At 75.3% G+C, this 16,328-nt stretch carries 15 protein-coding genes; 7 read left to right on the top strand and 8 right to left on the bottom strand.

The window, feature by feature from the left end:
* Window positions 1-12 precede the first annotated feature (12 nt).
* From pdhA to BJ989_RS01585, 3 genes are all read left to right on the top strand, one after another.
* Window positions 13-1,140, top strand: a complete 1,128-nt coding sequence (gene pdhA, locus BJ989_RS01595; protein WP_343049482.1) for a pyruvate dehydrogenase (acetyl-transferring) E1 component subunit alpha — start codon at window positions 13-15, stop codon at window positions 1,138-1,140.
* Window positions 1,140-2,141 carry an alpha-ketoacid dehydrogenase subunit beta gene (locus tag BJ989_RS01590; protein ID WP_179516720.1) on the top strand — a complete coding sequence of 334 codons (1,002 nt, stop codon included), beginning with the start codon at window positions 1,140-1,142 and terminating at the stop codon, window positions 2,139-2,141. The genes pdhA and BJ989_RS01590 overlap by 1 nt, the downstream gene beginning before the upstream one ends.
* A gap of 73 nt (window positions 2,142-2,214) precedes the next feature.
* Window positions 2,215-3,828 carry a 2-oxo acid dehydrogenase subunit E2 gene (locus BJ989_RS01585; RefSeq protein ID WP_179516719.1) on the top strand — a complete coding sequence of 538 codons (1,614 nt, stop codon included), beginning with the start codon at window positions 2,215-2,217 and terminating at the stop codon, window positions 3,826-3,828.
* A gap of 273 nt (window positions 3,829-4,101) precedes the next feature.
* On the opposite strand, the gene BJ989_RS01580 is transcribed toward BJ989_RS01585, so the two are convergent.
* The 6 genes from BJ989_RS01580 to BJ989_RS01555 all read right to left on the bottom strand — a co-directional run bounded on the left by BJ989_RS01580 (window position 4,102) and on the right by BJ989_RS01555 (window position 10,651).
* A complete protein-coding gene (locus tag BJ989_RS01580) occupies window positions 4,102-5,424 on the bottom strand; it encodes an ArgE/DapE family deacylase (RefSeq protein WP_343048995.1) in 1,323 nt (440 codons plus the stop codon).
* A gap of 108 nt (window positions 5,425-5,532) precedes the next feature.
* On the bottom strand, window positions 5,533-7,023 hold the full coding sequence (locus BJ989_RS01575) for a carboxyl transferase domain-containing protein (protein WP_179516718.1): 1,491 nt from the start codon (window positions 7,021-7,023) through the stop codon (window positions 5,533-5,535).
* A gap of 10 nt (window positions 7,024-7,033) precedes the next feature.
* Window positions 7,034-8,053 (bottom strand): NAD-dependent epimerase/dehydratase family protein, encoded by a 1,020-nt coding sequence (locus BJ989_RS01570; RefSeq protein WP_179516717.1) that lies wholly within the window; start codon window positions 8,051-8,053, stop codon window positions 7,034-7,036.
* Between the two features lie 70 nt (window positions 8,054-8,123).
* Window positions 8,124-8,405: a hypothetical protein gene (locus BJ989_RS01565; protein ID WP_179516716.1), complete on the bottom strand. Its 282-nt coding sequence runs from the start codon at window positions 8,403-8,405 to the stop codon at window positions 8,124-8,126.
* A 39-nt stretch (window positions 8,406-8,444) separates the two neighbouring features.
* Window positions 8,445-9,854 carry a M1 family aminopeptidase gene (locus tag BJ989_RS01560; protein WP_179516715.1) on the bottom strand — a complete coding sequence of 470 codons (1,410 nt, stop codon included), beginning with the start codon at window positions 9,852-9,854 and terminating at the stop codon, window positions 8,445-8,447.
* Between the two features lie 119 nt (window positions 9,855-9,973).
* Window positions 9,974-10,651: a cyclic nucleotide-binding domain-containing protein gene (locus BJ989_RS01555; RefSeq protein WP_179516714.1), complete on the bottom strand. Its 678-nt coding sequence runs from the start codon at window positions 10,649-10,651 to the stop codon at window positions 9,974-9,976.
* A 134-nt stretch (window positions 10,652-10,785) separates the two neighbouring features.
* On the opposite strand from BJ989_RS01555, the gene nth reads away from it, so the two are divergent.
* From nth to BJ989_RS01535, 4 genes are read left to right on the top strand one after another with little or no spacing between them, the layout of a single operon-like run.
* The gene (nth, locus tag BJ989_RS01550; protein WP_179516713.1) at window positions 10,786-11,490 is read left to right on the top strand and encodes an endonuclease III; all 705 of its coding nucleotides are present in this window, start codon (window positions 10,786-10,788) and stop codon (window positions 11,488-11,490) included.
* Window positions 11,487-12,119 (top strand): redoxin family protein, encoded by a 633-nt coding sequence (locus tag BJ989_RS01545; RefSeq protein ID WP_179516712.1) that lies wholly within the window; start codon window positions 11,487-11,489, stop codon window positions 12,117-12,119. Before nth ends, BJ989_RS01545 begins: the two co-directional genes overlap by 4 nt.
* Window positions 12,116-12,958: an NUDIX hydrolase gene (locus BJ989_RS01540; protein WP_343048993.1), complete on the top strand. Its 843-nt coding sequence runs from the start codon at window positions 12,116-12,118 to the stop codon at window positions 12,956-12,958. Before BJ989_RS01545 ends, BJ989_RS01540 begins: the two co-directional genes overlap by 4 nt.
* Window positions 12,955-14,142, top strand: coding sequence for a MarP family serine protease (locus BJ989_RS01535; RefSeq protein ID WP_179516711.1), 1,188 nt, complete (start codon window positions 12,955-12,957; stop codon window positions 14,140-14,142). The genes BJ989_RS01540 and BJ989_RS01535 overlap by 4 nt, the downstream gene beginning before the upstream one ends.
* Window positions 14,143-14,316: 174 nt before the next feature.
* Here the strand turns inward: BJ989_RS01535 and BJ989_RS01530 are convergent, their stop codons facing one another.
* The gene (locus BJ989_RS01530; protein ID WP_179516710.1) at window positions 14,317-14,718 is read right to left on the bottom strand and encodes a phage holin family protein; all 402 of its coding nucleotides are present in this window, start codon (window positions 14,716-14,718) and stop codon (window positions 14,317-14,319) included.
* 85 nt (window positions 14,719-14,803) lie between these two features.
* Window positions 14,804-16,267, bottom strand: a complete 1,464-nt coding sequence (nhaA, locus tag BJ989_RS01525; protein WP_425489978.1) for a Na+/H+ antiporter NhaA — start codon at window positions 16,265-16,267, stop codon at window positions 14,804-14,806.
* Window positions 16,268-16,328 lie beyond the last annotated feature (61 nt).

Here is a 16,328-nt window from a genome sequence, read left to right as displayed (position 1 = left end):
GACCTCGTCGAGGTGTTCGGGCCCTCCCAGGCCGACGGCGGGCCTGAGCTCGTCCAGCTGCTCACCCCCGAGGGCGAGCGCGTCGAGCACCCCGACTTCCGCTTCGACGTCGGCGACGCCGACGAGGCCGAGGTCATCCGCGGCCTCTACCGCGACATGGTCCTGACCCGCCGCATCGACACCGAGGCCACCGCGCTCCAGCGCCACGGCGAGCTCGGCATCTGGGCGCAGCTGCTCGGCCAGGAGGCCGCGCAGATCGGCGCCGGCCGCGCGCTGCGACCGCAGGACTTCGTCTTCCCGACCTACCGCGAGCACGGCGTCGCCTGGTGCCGCGGGGTCGACCCGCTCGACCTGCTCGGGCTCTTCCGCGGCGTCGACCACGGGGCCTGGGACCCCGCCGACCACGGCTTTGGGCTCTACACGATCGTCATCGGCGCGCAGGCGCTGCACGCGACCGGCTACGCCATGGGCCTGCAGCGCGAGGGCGCGGTCGGCACGGGCGACCCCGAGCGCGACGCCGCCGTCGTCGCGCACTTCGGCGACGGCGCCTCCAGCCAGGGCGACGTCAACGAGGCCTTCATCTTCGCCGCGTCCTACAACGCGCCGGTGGTCTTCTTCTGCCAGAACAACCAGTGGGCGATCTCCGAGCCCATCGAGCGCCAGACCCGCATCCCGCTCTACCAGCGCGCGCTCGGCTTCGGCTTCCCCGGCATCCGCGTCGACGGCAACGACGTCCTGGCGACCTACGCCGTGACCCAGGCGGCGCTGCAGCGGGCCCGCGACGGCCAGGGCCCCACGCTCGTGGAGGCCTACACCTACCGCATGGGCGCGCACACCACGACCGACGACCCCACGCGCTACCGGCTCTCCGACGACGTCGAGCACTGGAAGCTCAAGGACCCGATCGAGCGCGTGCGGGTCTACCTCACCCGCGGCGGCCACGCCGACGAGGCGTTCTTCGACGCCGTCAAGGCGGAGGCCGACGAGCTCGGCAAGCACCTGCGCGAGGGCTGCGGCGCGCTGCCCGACCCCGCGCCGCTCAGCATGTTCGACCACGTGTACGCCGAGGAGCCCGAGGAGCTGCGCGCCCAGCGCGAGGGCTTCGCGGCCTACCTCGAGACCTTCGAGGGGAGCCGGTGATGGGCACGCAGCAGGGGCAGGGCACGCAGCGGGTGACCCTCGCGAAGGCGCTCAACGCCGGCCTGCGCCGCGCGATGGAGGACGACTCGAAGGTCCTCCTCATGGGCGAGGACGTCGGCAAGCTCGGCGGCGTCTTCCGCATCACCGACGGTCTGCAGAAGGACTTCGGCGAGGACCGCGTCATCGACTCCCCGCTCGCGGAGTCGGGCATCGTCGGCACCGCGGTCGGCATGGCGATGCGCGGCTTCCGCCCCGTCGTCGAGATCCAGTTCGACGGCTTCGTCTACCCCGCCTACGACCAGATCGTGTGCCAGGTCGCGAAGATCCACTACCGCAGCCGCGGCCGCGTGAAGATGCCGATGGTCATCCGCATCCCCTTCGGCGGCGGCATCGGCGCCGTCGAGCACCACTCCGAGAGCCCCGAGGCGCAGTTCGCGCACACGCCGGGCCTCAAGGTCGTGGCGTGCTCGAACCCCGTCGACGGCTACTGGATGATCCAGCAGGCCATCGCCAGCGACGACCCGGTGATCTTCCTCGAGCCCAAGCGGCAGTACCACGCCGACAAGGCCGACCTCGACACCTCCGCCACCCCCGACCCGCTCTTCACGAGCCGGGTCGTGCGGCGCGGCACCGACTGCACGGTGCTGGCCTACGGCCCGACCGTGAAGACCGCGCTCAAGGCCGCCGAGGCGGCGGCCAGCGACGGCACCTCGCTCGAGGTCATCGACCTGCGCACCCTCTCGCCGCTCGACATGGGCCCGGTGCACGAGTCCGTACGCCGCACCGGTCGCGCCGTCGTCGTCCACGAGGCCCACGTCAACCTCGGCATGGGCTCCGAGCTCGCCGCGCGGGTCACCGAGGAGTGCTTCTACAGCCTCGAGGCGCCGGTGCTGCGCGTCGGCGGCTTCGACGCCCCCTACCCCGCCTCGCGCATCGAGGAGGACTTCCTCCCCGACCTCGACCGGCTGCTCGACGCCGTCGACCGCTCGCTGGCCTTCTGACCCCCACCTCCGCTCGTCGTGGCGGTCGCGCGGCGACCGCCTCGCGACCGCGTCACCCGAGAGGACACCTGACGTGCCCGAGTACAAGCTGCCCGACGTCGGCGAGGGCCTGACCGAGGCCGAGATCGTCACCTGGAAGGTCCAGGTCGGCGACAGCATCGAGGTCAACGACGTCGTGGTCGAGATCGAGACCGCCAAGTCGCTGGTCGAGCTGCCCTCGCCCTACGCCGGCACGGTCACCGCGCTGCTGGTGCCCGAGGGCGAGACCGTGCCGGTCGGCACCCCGATCATCGCCATCGGCGAGGCGGCCGAGGCCGGCGCCGCCCCGGCAGCCCCGGCCGGCGAGCCCGCGGCCGCCGAGGCGGCGGCGGGTGCGCAGCCCGGCGCCTCCTACGCCACGCCGCAGCCCGAGCTGGAGATCGACCTGTCCAACCCCGCGGCCAGCGGGGGCGGCGAGGGCGAGAGCCTGGTGGGGCGGATGAAGGCCGACCGTGGGCCGCAGCGGCGTCCGCGGAAGGGCTCGGCGTCGCCCTCCTCGGAGTCGGCGGCCGCCACGCAGATGCAGGTGCAGGGCGCCTTCGCCCCCGGCGGAGCGATGTCGGACCCCGTCGTGGAGTCCGACGAGCCCGCGGTGCCGGCCACCTCGGCCGCGCCGGCGCCGCGCAGCGTGCCGCCGGCGGAGTTCGTGCCCTCGCGCGCGACCGTGCCCTCCGAGCACCGCGCCCTGGCCAAGCCCCCCGTGCGCAAGCTCGCCAAGGACCTCGGCCTCGACCTCGCCCTGCTGGAGGCCACCGGCCCCGGTGGCGTGGTCACCCGCGAGGACGTGCAGCGCGCAGCCGCGCACGGTGGTGGCGGTGCGAACGGTGCGAACGGTGCGAACGGTGCGGCCGGTGCGAACGGGGCGGGCGGCTCGGGGGCCGCCGGTGGGGCCGGCGGGTCCAGTTCCTCGCGCCCGGCCGTGGCCGGTGCGACGACCGGCGGTGAGCGCCGCGAGCCCGTGAAGGGCGTGCGCAAGATGATGGCGCAGGCGATGGTCGACTCGGCCTTCACCGCGCCCCACGTCACCGAGTGGATCACCGTCGACGTGACCCGCACCGTCGAGCTGGTCGAGCGGCTGCGCACCCACCGCGACTTCCGCGACCTCAAGGTGAGCCCCCTGCTGGTGCTCGCCAAGGCCGTGCTGCTCGCCGTACGCCGCACGCCCGAGGTCAACTCGACCTGGGACGAGGCCGCGCAGGAGGTGGTGTTCAAGGACTACGTCAACCTCGGCATCGCCGCCGCCACCCCGCGCGGGCTGGTCGTGCCAAACGTCAAGGGCGCGGAGTCCCTCACCCTGCGCGAGCTGGCCGAGGCCCTCGGCGAGCTGGTCGAGACCGCCCGGGGCGGCCGCACCCAGCCGGCCGACATGGCCGGCGGCTCGTTCACCATCACCAACGTCGGCGTCTTCGGCGTCGACGCCGGCACCCCGATCATCAACCCCGGCGAGTCGGCGATCCTCTGCTTCGGCGCCGTGCGCAAGCAGCCGTGGGTGGTCGAGGGGCCGGACGGCGACGAGATCGCGGTCCGCCACGTCACGACGCTGGCGCTCTCCTTCGACCACCGCCACGTCGACGGCGAGAAGGGCTCGCGCTTCCTCGCCGACGTCGCCGGCATCCTCGAGGACCCCGCCCAGGCGCTGCTCTTCTGACGTCCGCCCCGCGTCGCCCCAGGGTCGTTCCGGGGCGGCGCGAGCGCGGCACGCGCGTCCGGGCCGCGAGCGGGACCGTCGAGTTGGGCGCAATTGTGCCGGCCAGCACTGTGCAACCGGTCGGTAACCGTCTTGTCCAGCACAATTGCGCGGACCACGACACACGGCCCGCCTGCGGTGCACGTGCTGACCTGTCGCCACTCACCGACCGGTGACCGGGCGACGACCCAGCGGGTTGACCGGCCGGGGGCGCGTTGACCGGCGGGGCGAGCCTCAGGCGACGCCGCAGGTGCGCAGGAGCGCGAGGACCAGCACCTCGGTGACGGTGACGACCTCGCGGACGGTGACCGACTCGTCGGGGCCGTGCGCGAGCCGCACGTCGCCGGGGCCGTAGTGCAGGGTCGGCACGCCGGCCTCGGCGTAGAGACGCAGGTCCGAGCCGTACGGCGCGCCGCGCTCGCGCGGGGCACCGCTCCCGGTCACCTCGGCGTGGGCGGCGCCGACCGTGGCGAAGAGCGGTGACGAGGCGTCGTAGCGGCCGCTGGCGAACTGCCCGCCGGTCCACCGCACGGTGGGCGGGTGCTCGCGCAGCCACGGGTCGCGGGCGGCGGCCTCCGCCACCGCGGCCTCGAGCTCCGCGCGCGCGTCGATCGGGTCCTCGTCGAGCGCCACCCCGAGGCGGCCCTCCGCCACCAGCAGGTCGGGCACCGAGCTGGCCCAGTCGCCGCAGCGGACGGTGCCGACGGAGAGCGGGTAGGCGACGGGGTACTCGCCCATGAGCGGGTCGACGCGGGCGTTGCGACGCGCCTGGAGCCGTGCGAGCGCGGCGTGGACGGGGAGGTAGGCGTCGAGGGCGCTCACCCCGGCGTAGGCCGTGCTCCCGTGCGTGGCCATGCCCGGCACGGAGAGCTCGAAGGTCAGCGCACCGGCGTTGGCGGTCGTGATCGTGCCGCTGGTGGGTTCGGTGATGACGCACGCCTCGGCGCGGTGCCCGCGGCGCAGGGTGCCGAAGGCGCCGAGGCCGCCGTCCTCCTCGCCGACGACGAAGTGCAGGGCGGCCGGGCGCGCGAGCGTCAGGCCCGCGGCGCGCACCGCGCGCAGGGCAGCGAGGTTGGCGACGACGCCGGCCTTCATGTCGCAGGTGCCGCGACCGTGCACGCGGCCCCCCACGACCCGGGGGGTGAAGGCGTCGCCGACCCAGCGGGCCGGGTCGCCGGAGGGCACGACGTCGACGTGGCCCTGCAGCGCGAGCGCCGGCAGCTCGCCGTGGTCGGGGTGGACCGATCCGGTGGAGGCGACCAGGCCCCACGCCTCACGCCGCTCGACCTCCTGGCCCGGGAAGTCGGGGTGCGTCGTGAGGGAGTCGAGGTCCATGCGCCACAGGTCGACGTCGAGGTCGAGCGCGCGCGCCCGGTCGGCGAGCAGGTGCTGGACCTCGCTCTCGGCGTCGGTGCCGCCGACGGTCGGCAGCGCGACGAGCTCGCAGAGGTCGGCGACGATGCCGGGCACGTCGAGTGCGTCGAGGGTGCGACGCTCGTCGTCGGTGAGGCCGGCCGGGGTGGCGGCGGCCAGCGGGGAGTCAGGGGTGTGGTGCACGAGCGGACCGTAGGTGGAAGCGGCCGCGGATCGCCCGCAGTTCAGGTGATCTTGCGGAAGTGGACCGGCAGTGGTCTGGCCCGCCGAGGGTCCGGCGACCGCCCCCGCTCAGCGCGTGTAGCGCTCCGCGCGCCGGCCCCGGAGCTCGGCGACGTCGGCGCGCAGCAGCCCGGCGAGCTCGTGCTCGAGCACGGCGCCGACGCGGCGGCAGAAGTCCTCGGGCTCGTCGGCGGCGTCGGGCAGCTCGGCGACGACCCGGTCGACGATGCCGCGGGCGTGCAGGTCGAGCGCGCGGACCTGCTGCGCCCGGGCCATCTCGGGGGCGTGGTCGGTGTCGCGGTGGACGATCGCGCTCGCACCCTCGGGCGGCAGCGGCGAGAGCCAGGCGTGCTGGGCGGCGACCACGCGGTCGGCCGGCAGCAGCGCGAGCGCCCCGCCGCCGTTGCCCTCGCCGAGCATCAGGCACAGCGTGGGGGCGTCGAGGGTCACCAGGTCGGAGAGGCAGCGCGCGATCTCGCCGGCCAGGCCGCCGTTCTCGGCCTCGACCGAGAGCGCCGCGCCCTGGGTGTCGATGACCGTGACGAGCGGCAGCCCCAGCTCGGAGGCCAGGCGGATGCCGCGCCGCGCCTCGCGCAGCGCACCCGGACCCATCGGGTGGTCGGCGGTCTGCCCGCGGCGGTCCTGGCCGAGGAAGACGCACGGGGCCGCGCCGAAGCGCGCCAGCGCGATCAGCAGGCCGGGGTCCGACTCGCCCTCCCCGGTGCCGTTGAGGGGCACGACGTCGCGCGCGGCGTACTTGAGCAGGCGCCGCACGCCCGGTCGCTCGGGGCGCCGTGAACGGGTGACGGCGTCCCACGTCTCGACGTCGGGCACGGGCACGTCGGGGGGCGCGGGCACCTCGGCCACGCCCTCGCGCCGTGCCAGCAGCACCCCGAGCGCCCGGTCGAGCACCGCGCCGATCTCCTCGGGGGCCACGACCGCGTCGATGATGCCGCGGGCCGCGAGGTTCTCCGAGGTCTGCACGCCCTCGGGGAAGGGCCGACCGTAGAGCGCCTCGTAGACCCGCGGCCCCAGGAAGCCGACCAGGGCGCCCGGCTCGGCGACGGTGACGTGGCCGAGCGACCCCCACGACGCCATGACGCCGCCGGTCGTCGGGTGGCGCAGGTAGACGAGGTAGGGCAGTCCGGCGCCCTTGTGCGCCGCGACGGCGGCCGAGATCCGCACCATCTGCACGAAGGCGGGAGTGCCCTCCTGCATCCGCGTGCCGCCGCTCACCGGCGCCGCGAGCAGCGGCAGGCCCTCGCGGGTCGCGCGCTCCACGGCCGCGACGAGGCGGTCGGCCGACGCCCGCCCGATCGAGCCGGCCAGGAAACCGAACTCCCCGACCACCACCGCGACCCGCCGCCCGCGCAGCAGGCCCTCGCCGCTGAGCACCGACTCGTCCACCCCCGAGCGCTCGGCGGCGCGCGCCAGCTCCTCGGCGTACGCCGGGGCGAGCCCACCGCGCTCGGGCGGGACGTCCCACGACGTCCACGAGCCGGCGTCGAGCACGAGGTCGACCAGCTCGCGGGCCGACAGGCGGTGGGGGGAGGGGCTCACGCGCGGGACGCTAGCGGGTGCGGGCGTGCCACGCGTCGAGGACCGACCGCTCCTCGGTCGCGGTCAACCCGGTGACGGCCGCGTCGGGCGTGGTGCGCAGCCAGGTGAGCGTGTCGCGGGCGGTCTCGGCGAGGGGGCGCACCGCGAGGCCGGCCTCGAGCGAGGCGGACACGTCGTGGTCGAGCATGCCGGCGTGCTCCGGCAGCGGCAGCCACAGCGGCAGCGACCGGGGGCCCGACCACGGCTGCACCTCCTCGGCCTCCAGCACCTCCTGGCCGACCCAGGTCAGCCGCGGCTCGACCCCGACGCCGGCAGCGACCTCCAGCAGCAGCGCCTCGCGGGTCAGCGCCGGCCCCGTGCCGTCGAAGGTGCCGACCGTGCGCCCCTCCGCCAGGGTCACCAGCCAGTCGGCGAGGTCGCGCACGTCGACGACCTGCACCCGGTCGTCGGGGTCGCCCGGCGCCAGCACCTCCGGCTCACCCTCGGCGACCCGCGCCATCCGAGCCGGCCAGTAGGTGAAGCGACCGCTCGGGTCGCCCGGCCCCACGATCAACCCCGGGCGCACCACGCTCGCGGACGCGGTGAGCGCCTGCACCGTTTGCTCGCAGGCGACCTTCATCGCGCCGTAGGCCTCGGGGCCGTCCGCGGGGTCCTCGTCGGACGTCAGCGGGTCGCGCAGCGCGAGCGTCGCGGGCGTGCCGCCGGGCGTCGCGGTGTCGGGGTAGACGTTGATCGTCGAGACGAGGACCCAGTGCGCCGCGGGCACTGCCGAGACGGCGGCGCGCACCCACGAGGGTCGCCGCGCGACGTCGACCACCACGTCGTACGCCGTGCCCGACCGTGGGCCGATCGCCGCGTCGACCTCGGCGGGGCGGGCGGCGGCGCGGTCCAGGGGCACGTGGCGGACCCCGTCGGGCAGCGGGCCCGAGGCCCCGCGGCAGGCGGCGGTGACGTCGTGGCCGCGGGCGACCGCGGCCGCCGCCACCGCGCGGGAGAGGAAGACCGTGCCGCCGAGCACCAGGATGCGCATGCCCGCACCCTCGCCGCCCGGCGCGGGGACGGGCAAGGGTGACCGGCCCGCGATCGCGCAGGGCGAACGCTCAGGCGCCGCCGTTGGCCCCGCCCATCGAGCCGGGGGCGTCGTGGGCGTCGGCGTCACCGGGCTCGGCGGCCGCCGCGCCGCGCGCCTCCGGCTTGTGCGCGGGGCACTCGGGGTTGGGGCAGAAGACCTCGTGGACGGTGGTCGCCGGCAGGTCGGGGGTGTCACCGATGTCGGCGTCGCAGACCCCGACCATGCCCGTCTCGAGCATGGTGCCGCAGGTCTCGCAGGTCGTGGGCACGTCGGCGGTGTCCTGGTCGGGGGTCGGGTGCGCGTCGGTCATGGGGGACCGGTAACCCGCCGCGGGCCCCGCGAAGCGGGGTCAGCGGCGCAGCGGCGAGCGCGGCGAGTCGAGCCAGGCGTCGAAGAGGTCGCCCAGTTCGGCCCCGGTGACCCGCTCGGCGAAGCGCTCCACCTGCCGTCGGGTGCCGTGGCCGTCGCCGATCGGGGGGCCCTGCCCGACCGCGAGGCCGTCGACGGCGCGGGCCGCGGGCCAAGCGCGCACGAAGCGCCAGAAGCGGCGCTCGCCCACGCGCTCGCGCACGGCGTGCCACATGAGCGCCGGCGCGACGTAGACGTTGCTCTCGCCGAAGGCCAGCGGGTCGTAGGCGGCCGGCGGGCCGGACTCGCGGCGCAGCGACGGCTCGCGCGACCGGGCGGCCTCGACGAACACCTCGAGCGGCACGTCGCCGGCCTCCGCCTCCCACACCCACTGCAGGTAGGTGGTCATGCCCTCGTTGAGCCACAGGTCGCGCCAGTCGGTCGGGCCCACGACGTCGCCCCACCACTGGTGGACGACCTCGTGCAGCACGACCGCGGGCGACTGCACGTAGTCGGTGCGGCCCAGCGTGATCATCGTCTGGGTCTCCATGCCCGACTCCGAGTCGGTCAGCACGACCCCGAGGGTCTCGAAGGGGTAGGGACCCAGACGTCGCTCCGCCCAGGCGAGCACGTCGGGCAGCGCGCGCATCCGGCGGGCACCGACGCGGTCGCCGCGCCGGGTCCAGACCGAGAGCGGCACCCCGCTGGCGCTGGTGCTCTCGCGCACGACGTAGTCGTCGATCGCGACGGTGACGAGGTACGCCGCGGCGGGGGCGTCGAGCCGCCACCGGGTGGTGGTCTCCCCGTCGCCCCGGCTGCGCTCCACCAGCGCGCCGCCGCTGACCCCTACGAACGGGTCGGGGGCGGTGACCGCGACGTCGTAGAAGGCCTTGTCGGAGGGGTGGTCGTTGACGGGGTACCAGGAGTAGGCCCCGAAGGGCTCCTGCATCGTCCAGACCGCGCCGCGGCCGGTGGTCGTCCAGCCGGTGGTGGAGAAGTCGCTGCGCGTGGTGGGGGCGTCGACCGGCTCGGGCGAGCCGGCGTAGTCGACCTCGAGCTCGTGGACCGCGTCGGCGCGGAAGGGGGCGAGCACCCGCAGGTCCTTGCCGTCGTGCTCCACCTCGACCTCGGCGCCGTCGAGGCGGGCGCTGGTGACCTCGAGGGCGGGGGCGAGGTCGAGCGTGACCTGGTCGGCGTCGGTCGTCGCGCGGAAGGTGACGGTGGCGGTGGCCTCGAGCAGCCGGTCGTCCGGCGCCCAGTCGAGCGCGAGGTCGTAGTGCAGGGCGTCGACGCCCGGGTCGCCCACCGCGGGGTAGACGGAGTCCTCACGCGGCTCGCTCAGCGCGGTGCGCCACTCGTCGGGCACGGGGCGGGCGGCCGCCTCCTCCTGCGCGGCCTGCGAGCCGGGCACCGGCTCGGCCGCGAGCTCGCCGTCGTCGCGCAGGACGACGACCGCCGTGGTGGTGCCCGCCGCCAGCGCGACGACCGTGGCGGCGACGACGGCCAGGCGCCGCCATGCGCGCGGCTGGGTCAGCGGGCCCGCCGGGAGAGGCGCTCGATGTCCATGATCACGACCGAGCGGGGCTCGAGGCGCAGCCAGCCGCGCGACGCGAAGTCGGCGAGGGCCTTGTTGACGGTCTCGCGGGAGGCGCCCACCAGCTGGGCCAGCTCCTCCTGGGTGAGGTCGTGGTGCACGTGCACGCCGTCGTCGGCGGTGCGACCGAAGCGGTCGGCGAGGTCGAGCAGCGCCTTGGCCACGCGGCCCGGGACGTCGGAGAAGACCAGGTCGGCGACGACGTCGTTGGCCTTGCGCAGGCGCGCGGCGAGCTGGGCGAGCAGGCCGCGGGCGACCGTGGGGCGCCCGTCGAGCCAGCGCAGCAGGTCCTCGTGGGAGAGCGAGGCGAACACCGCCTCGGTCACGGCGGTGACGGTGCCGGAGCGGGGGCCGGGGTCGAAGAGCGAGAGCTCGCCGAACATCTGGCCGGGGCCGAGGATGGCGAGGAGGTTCTCGCGGCCGTCGGAGGAGGTGCGGCCCAGCTTCACCTTGCCGTCGAGGATGACGTAGAGCTTGTCGCCGGTGTCGCCCTCGTGGAAGAGGACCTCGCCGCGGCGCAGCCGGGTCTCCGACATCGAGGCCCGGAGGGCGGTGGCGGCCTCGTCGTCGAGCGCGCTGAACAGCGGGGCCTGGCGCAGCACGTCGTTGTCCACAGCATCCTCCTCGAGGGCAGGGCCGCGCACGGTGCGGCGACCCCGCCCGATCCTATCGGGGACTCGGCCGATCGCGCCTGCTCGGTGCGCGGCGCGCCGCCGGGCGGCTCCCGGTGCCTGCGTAGGGTGGCCCCGTGCTGGAGAGCGAGTCGAGGACGGCGCTGGTGCGCCGGGCGCGCAAGGTGCACCGCGTGCTGACCGAGACCTGGCCCGAGGCGCGCTGCGAGCTCGACTTCGACGACGCCTTCGAGCTGCTGGTGGTCACCGTGCTCTCCGCGCAGACGACCGACCGCCGCGTCAACGCCGTGCGCCCGACGCTCTTCGCCGCCTACCCCGACGCCGCCGCGATGGCGGCCGCCGACCGCGCCGACCTCGAGCGCATCGTCGGCCCGCTCGGCTTCTTCCGCGCCAAGACCGAGTCGCTGCTCAAGCTCAGCGCCGCCCTGGTCGAGCACCACGGCGGCCAGGTGCCGCCCCGCCTCGACGACCTCGTCGCCCTGCCCGGCGTGGGCCGCAAGACCGCCAACGTCGTGCTCGGCAACGCCTTCGGCATCCCCGGCATCACCGTCGACACCCACTTCGGCCGGCTCTCGCGCCGCTTCGGCTGGACCGACGAGACCGACCCGGTCAAGGCCGAGCACGCGGTCGGCTCCCTCTTCGACAAGCGGGACTGGACGATGCTCAGCCACCGCGTCATCTGGCACGGGCGCCGCATCTGCCACGCCAAGAAGCCGGCGTGCGGTGCCTGTCCGGTCGCGCGCTGGTGCCCGGCGTACGGCGCGGGGCCGACCGACCCGGAGGTCGCAGCGTCGCTGGTCAAGACGCAGGGGCCGGCGTGAGGCGCACGGCCGCCCGCGCCGCGCTGGCCGGCGCGCTCGCCGTGGTCGCCCCGCTGCTCGCGGCGTGCGCCGGTGACACGGACGGGGGGCTGCTCGCGGCCCCGCCCAGCCGCGTCGAGGTCGACACCCCCGAGCTGCGCCGGCTGCGCGAGGAGGCCGGGATCGAGCCGTGCCGGGCGCCCGCGCCCGCCGACCCCGTCGAGGGCGGGCTGCCCGAGCTCGCGCTGGGCTGCCTCGGCGGCGGGGAGACCGTCGAGCTCTCCGCGCTCCGCGGGCCTGCGGTCGTGCAGCTGTGGGCGTCGTGGTGCGGGCCGTGCCGCCGCGAGCTGCCGCTCTTCCAGACCTTCCACGAGCGCCACGGCGAGCGGGTGCAGGTGCTGGGCGTCAACACCCAGGACCAGATGCTCAGCACCGCCCTCGAGCTGCTCGACGAGACCGGTGCGACCTTCCCGCACGTCGCCGACCCCGGTGCCGACCTGACCGCGGTCGACGACATGCCGATCCGCGGGCTGCCCGGCATCGTGCTGGTCGACGCCGAGGGGCGGGTCGCCTACCGCGAGCTGCGCGAGGTCACGAGCGTCGAGGAGCTCGAGCAGCTCGTCACCGACGAGCTCGGGGTGCGCCTGTGAGCGCCTTCCGCGACGTGCCCGACCTGCCGGCGTGGCTCGTGCAGGTGCGCGACGGGGCGGCCTCGATCGCGGGCGAGCAGCTGTCGCGCTTCCTGCCGCCCGAGGACGCCGCACCGCGCCGCGGCGCCGTGCTGATGCTGCTCGCCGACGGCCCCGAGGGTCGAGAGGTGCTGCTGACCGAGCGCGCCCACCACATGCGCTCCCACCCCGGGCAGGTGTCCTTCCCCGGCGGCTCCGTCGATCCCGGCGAGACCGCGGTCTCGGCCGCGCTGCGCGAGGCGCAGGAGGAGATCGGGGTCGACCCGGCCAGCGTCGAGGTCTTCGCCGAGCTGCCCGAGCTGTGGCTGCCGCCGTCGAACTTCGCGGTCACGACCGTCGTCGGGTGGTGGCGCGACCCGGGCGCCGCCCGGGTCGTGAGCCCCGACGAGGTGCACGCCGTGCACCGCGTGCTGCTGCGCGACCTCCTCGACCCTACCCACCGCATCTCGGTGCGCCACCCCTCGGGCTGGGTCGGCCCCGGCTTCCTCATCGGCCCCGACAAGGACGTCGTCCTCTGGGGCTTCACCGGCGGCATCCTCTCCCGCTTCTTCGCCCACCTCGGCTGGCTCGACCCCGACGAGGGCGACGGCCCGGTGCGCGACCTGCCCGCGCACATGCTCGGCGGCGACACGGGCCCGCGCACCGCCGCGGTCGTCGAGGCGGCCCGGCGGGTCGGCGTACCCCCCGGGCGGGAGGGCTTCCTCGACATCTCCGACGAGGACGACGACGAGGACGGCGACAGGGACGGCGACAGGGACGGCGACGAAGACGGCAGGACGGACCGGGAGGCGCAGGCGTGAACGTCCTCGACTGGGCGCTGGTGGTGCTCGTGGTGGCCTACGCGCTGTCGGGCTACTGGCAGGGCTTCATCACCGGCGCCTTCGCCACGGCCGGCCTGCTGCTCGGGGGCCTGCTCGGCGTGTGGCTCGCCCCCGTCGCGCTCGGCGACGCCGAGCCGTCGCTGTGGGTCTCGCTGGGGGCGCTCTTCATCGTCATCCTGGCGGCCTCGCTGGGCCAGGCCCTGCTGCAGTTCGCCGGCGCCCGGCTGCGCAGCCGCATCACCTGGCAGCCGGTGCGGGCGGTCGACGCGGTCGGCGGCGCGGCGCTCTCGGCCGCGGCCGTGCTCGTCGTGGCGTGGGCGCTGGGCGTCGCGGTCTCCGGCTCGCGCATCAGCGGGGTCACGCCGCTGGTGCGCAGCTCCGAGGTGCTCTCCCGGGTCGACGGGGCGCTGCCCGACCAGGCCGGCCGGGCGCTGCAGGCCTTCAACAACGTCGTCGGCACCACCTTCTTCCCGCGCTACCTCGAGCCGTTCGCGCCCGAGCGGATCGTCGAGGTCGGGCCCGGCCCCCGCCGCCTGCTGCGCGACCCCGACGTGGTCGCCGCCGAGCAGTCGGTGCTGAAGATCCGCGGGCGCAACGACTGCGGGCGCGGCATCGAGGGCACGGGCTTCCTCTACGCCGACGACCGGCTCATGACCAACGCCCACGTCGTGGCCGGGGTCGACGACCCCGAGGTCACCCTCGGCGACACCACCGTCGGCGCGGTGGTCGTGCACTACGACCCCGACCTCGACGTCGCGGTGCTCCGCCTCGACGACGGCGGGCGCCAGGCCCTCACCGTCCCCGAGCCGGGCGAGGACACCACCGCGCCGCGCGACGGGGTGGCGATCCTCGGCTACCCCCAGGACGGCCCCTACGACGTGCAGCCCGGGCGCGTGCGCAGCGAGCAGCGGCTGCGTTCGCCCGACATCTACGGCCAGGGCAGCGTCGTGCGCGAGGTCTACTCCATCCGCGCCCTCGTGCGCCCCGGCAACTCCGGCGGCCCGGTCGTCAGCTCCGCCGGCGACGTCGTCGGCGTGGTCTTCGCCGCCTCCGTCACCGACGCCGACACCGGCTACGCCCTCACGCTCGACCAGGTGCGCGAGGCCATGGCCCTCGGCGTCACCGGCGACGGCGCGGTCGACACCGGCTCCTGCGCGCGCTGACGGCTCGCCGCTCGCGCGGTGTCGGAGTCACCGGTCGACCGGTGACTCCTGCACTGGTGGCCCGAGAACTCGGGGCACAAGTGCAGGACCTGGGCCACAAGTCCTCGAACCGGCCGGCCCCGACCGCACCCCCCGACGTACGGCCGGTGGTGCGGCAGGTGGTGCCGCGGCGGGTCAGTGACGCCCGAGGGCGGCCTTGGTCTCCTGCGCCTGGTGGATGGCGCGCTCGGGGGCGCGGACCTGCTTGACCTTCTTCAGGCCGAGGAAGGCGAGCAGGCCGGCGAGTGCGAGGTAGAGCGCGAAGACGATGAGGAAGGCCCAGTGCAGGCCGAGGCCGTCGCCGCCCCAGTGGATGAAGTAGGCGATCGAGACCGAGAACATGATGACGGCCAGCAGCGCGAGGAAGGCGGCCGCGCCGAAGAAGCCGAGGCCGAAGCCGCCGGCCTTCACCGACACCTTGAGCTCGGTCTTGGCCAGGGCGATCTCCTGGCGCACGAGCGAGGAGAGGTCGCGGCTGACGTCGGTGACGAGGCGGCCGAGGGTCGGGTCGTCGTCGGAGACCGGAACGTGTGCCATGCGGGTGCGTCCTCCTGGTGTGGGCGGTCGGGCCGACCCTACCGGCCCTGCGGCGGGACGGGCTCGCCCAGCCGCGGGCGGCGGGTCAGCCCTCGGCCTGGCCGCGCTGGTAGATGTCGGGGACGCCGTCGAGGTCGTCGTCGCGGGTCTCGCGCTCCTGGATGCGGCGGTAGACCCGGTTGCGGGCGCGCAGGACGGTGGCGGCCAGCAGCGTCGCGGTCAGCGAGCCGACCAGCACGCCGACCTTCACGTGCTCGTCGCGCTCGGTGCTGTCGCCGAAGGCGAGCTCGCCGATGAGCAGCGAGACGGTGAAGCCGATGCCGGCCAGCATCGCCATGCCGACCACGTCGATCCATGCGAGGTCGTCGTCGAGCTCGGCGCGGGTGAAGCGCGAGAGCAGCCACGTCGAGCCGGTGATGCCGACCGTCTTGCCGACCACGAGGCCGAGCACGATGCCGATGGCGACCGGGTCGCCCAGCGAGGAGGTCAGGCCCGACAGACCGCCGACGGTCACCCCGGCGGCGAAGAAGGCGAAGACCGGCACCGCGACGCCCGCGGAGATCGGGCGCACCAGGTGCTCGAGGTGCTCGGCGAGGCCCGGGCCCTCCTGGCCGTCGCGCCGCAGCACCGGGACGGTGAAGCCGAGCAGGACCCCGGCGACGGTGGCGTGCACGCCCGACTCGTGCACGAGCACCCAGGCCAGCACGGCGAGCGGCACGAGCAGCCACCCGCTGCGCACCCGCTTCTGCACCAGCACGCCGAAGACCGCGATCGGCACGAGGGCGAGCAGCAGGAAGAGCGGCTCGAGGCCGCTCGTGTAGAAGAGCGCGATGATGGTGATGGCGAGCAGGTCGTCGACGACCGCGAGCGTCAGCAGGAAGGTGCGCAGGCCGGTCGGCAGGTGCGTGCTGATGACCGCCAGGATCGCCACCGCGAAGGCGATGTCGGTGGCGGTGGGGATCGCCCAGCCCTCCAGTGCGCCGTCGTCGGCCAGCAGGTTGACCGCGACGTAGATGAGCGCCGGCACGACCATGCCGCCGACCGCCGCGGCCATCGGCAGGGCCGCGCGGCGCGGGTCGCGCAGGTCGCCGGCCACGAACTCGCGCTTGAGCTCGAGGCCGACGACGAAGAAGAAGATCGCCAGCAGACCGTCGGCGGCCCAGGTGCCGAGGGTGAGGTCGAGGTGCAGCGACTCCGGCCCGATCCGGAAGTCGCGGAGCGCCTCGTAGGAGGAGGCGAAGGGCGTGTTCGCCCACACGATCGCGACCAGGGCGCCGACGATCAGCAGCAGGCCGCCGGCGGTCTCGGCGCGCAGCACCTCCGCGATGCGGCTGCTCTCGAGGAACGAGCCCGGCGAGAAGAGCCGGGGCTGCCGCGACGCGGGGGTCGCCCCCTCACGGGTGGTGTCGCGCGTCGAGACCGGCTCGTCCGAGGCTTTGGGCTCGACCGGCTCGGGGTCGGCGGGCGGCTCGGAGCCCTGCAGCGGGCCCCGGCCCTCCGGCGTACGCCGCTCGTCGGGCCGGTCGGTCGGGTCGTCGTGGTGGCTCACACTGACTCCTCTGGGGTCGCCGGACGGGGTGCCGACCAGACTTCCCGGCTCACCTCGCGCC

Source organism: Nocardioides perillae (assembly GCF_013409425.1).
Lineage (GTDB): Bacteria > Actinomycetota > Actinomycetes > Propionibacteriales > Nocardioidaceae > Nocardioides > Nocardioides perillae.
This window is presented reverse-complemented; position numbering and strand designations above follow the sequence as displayed.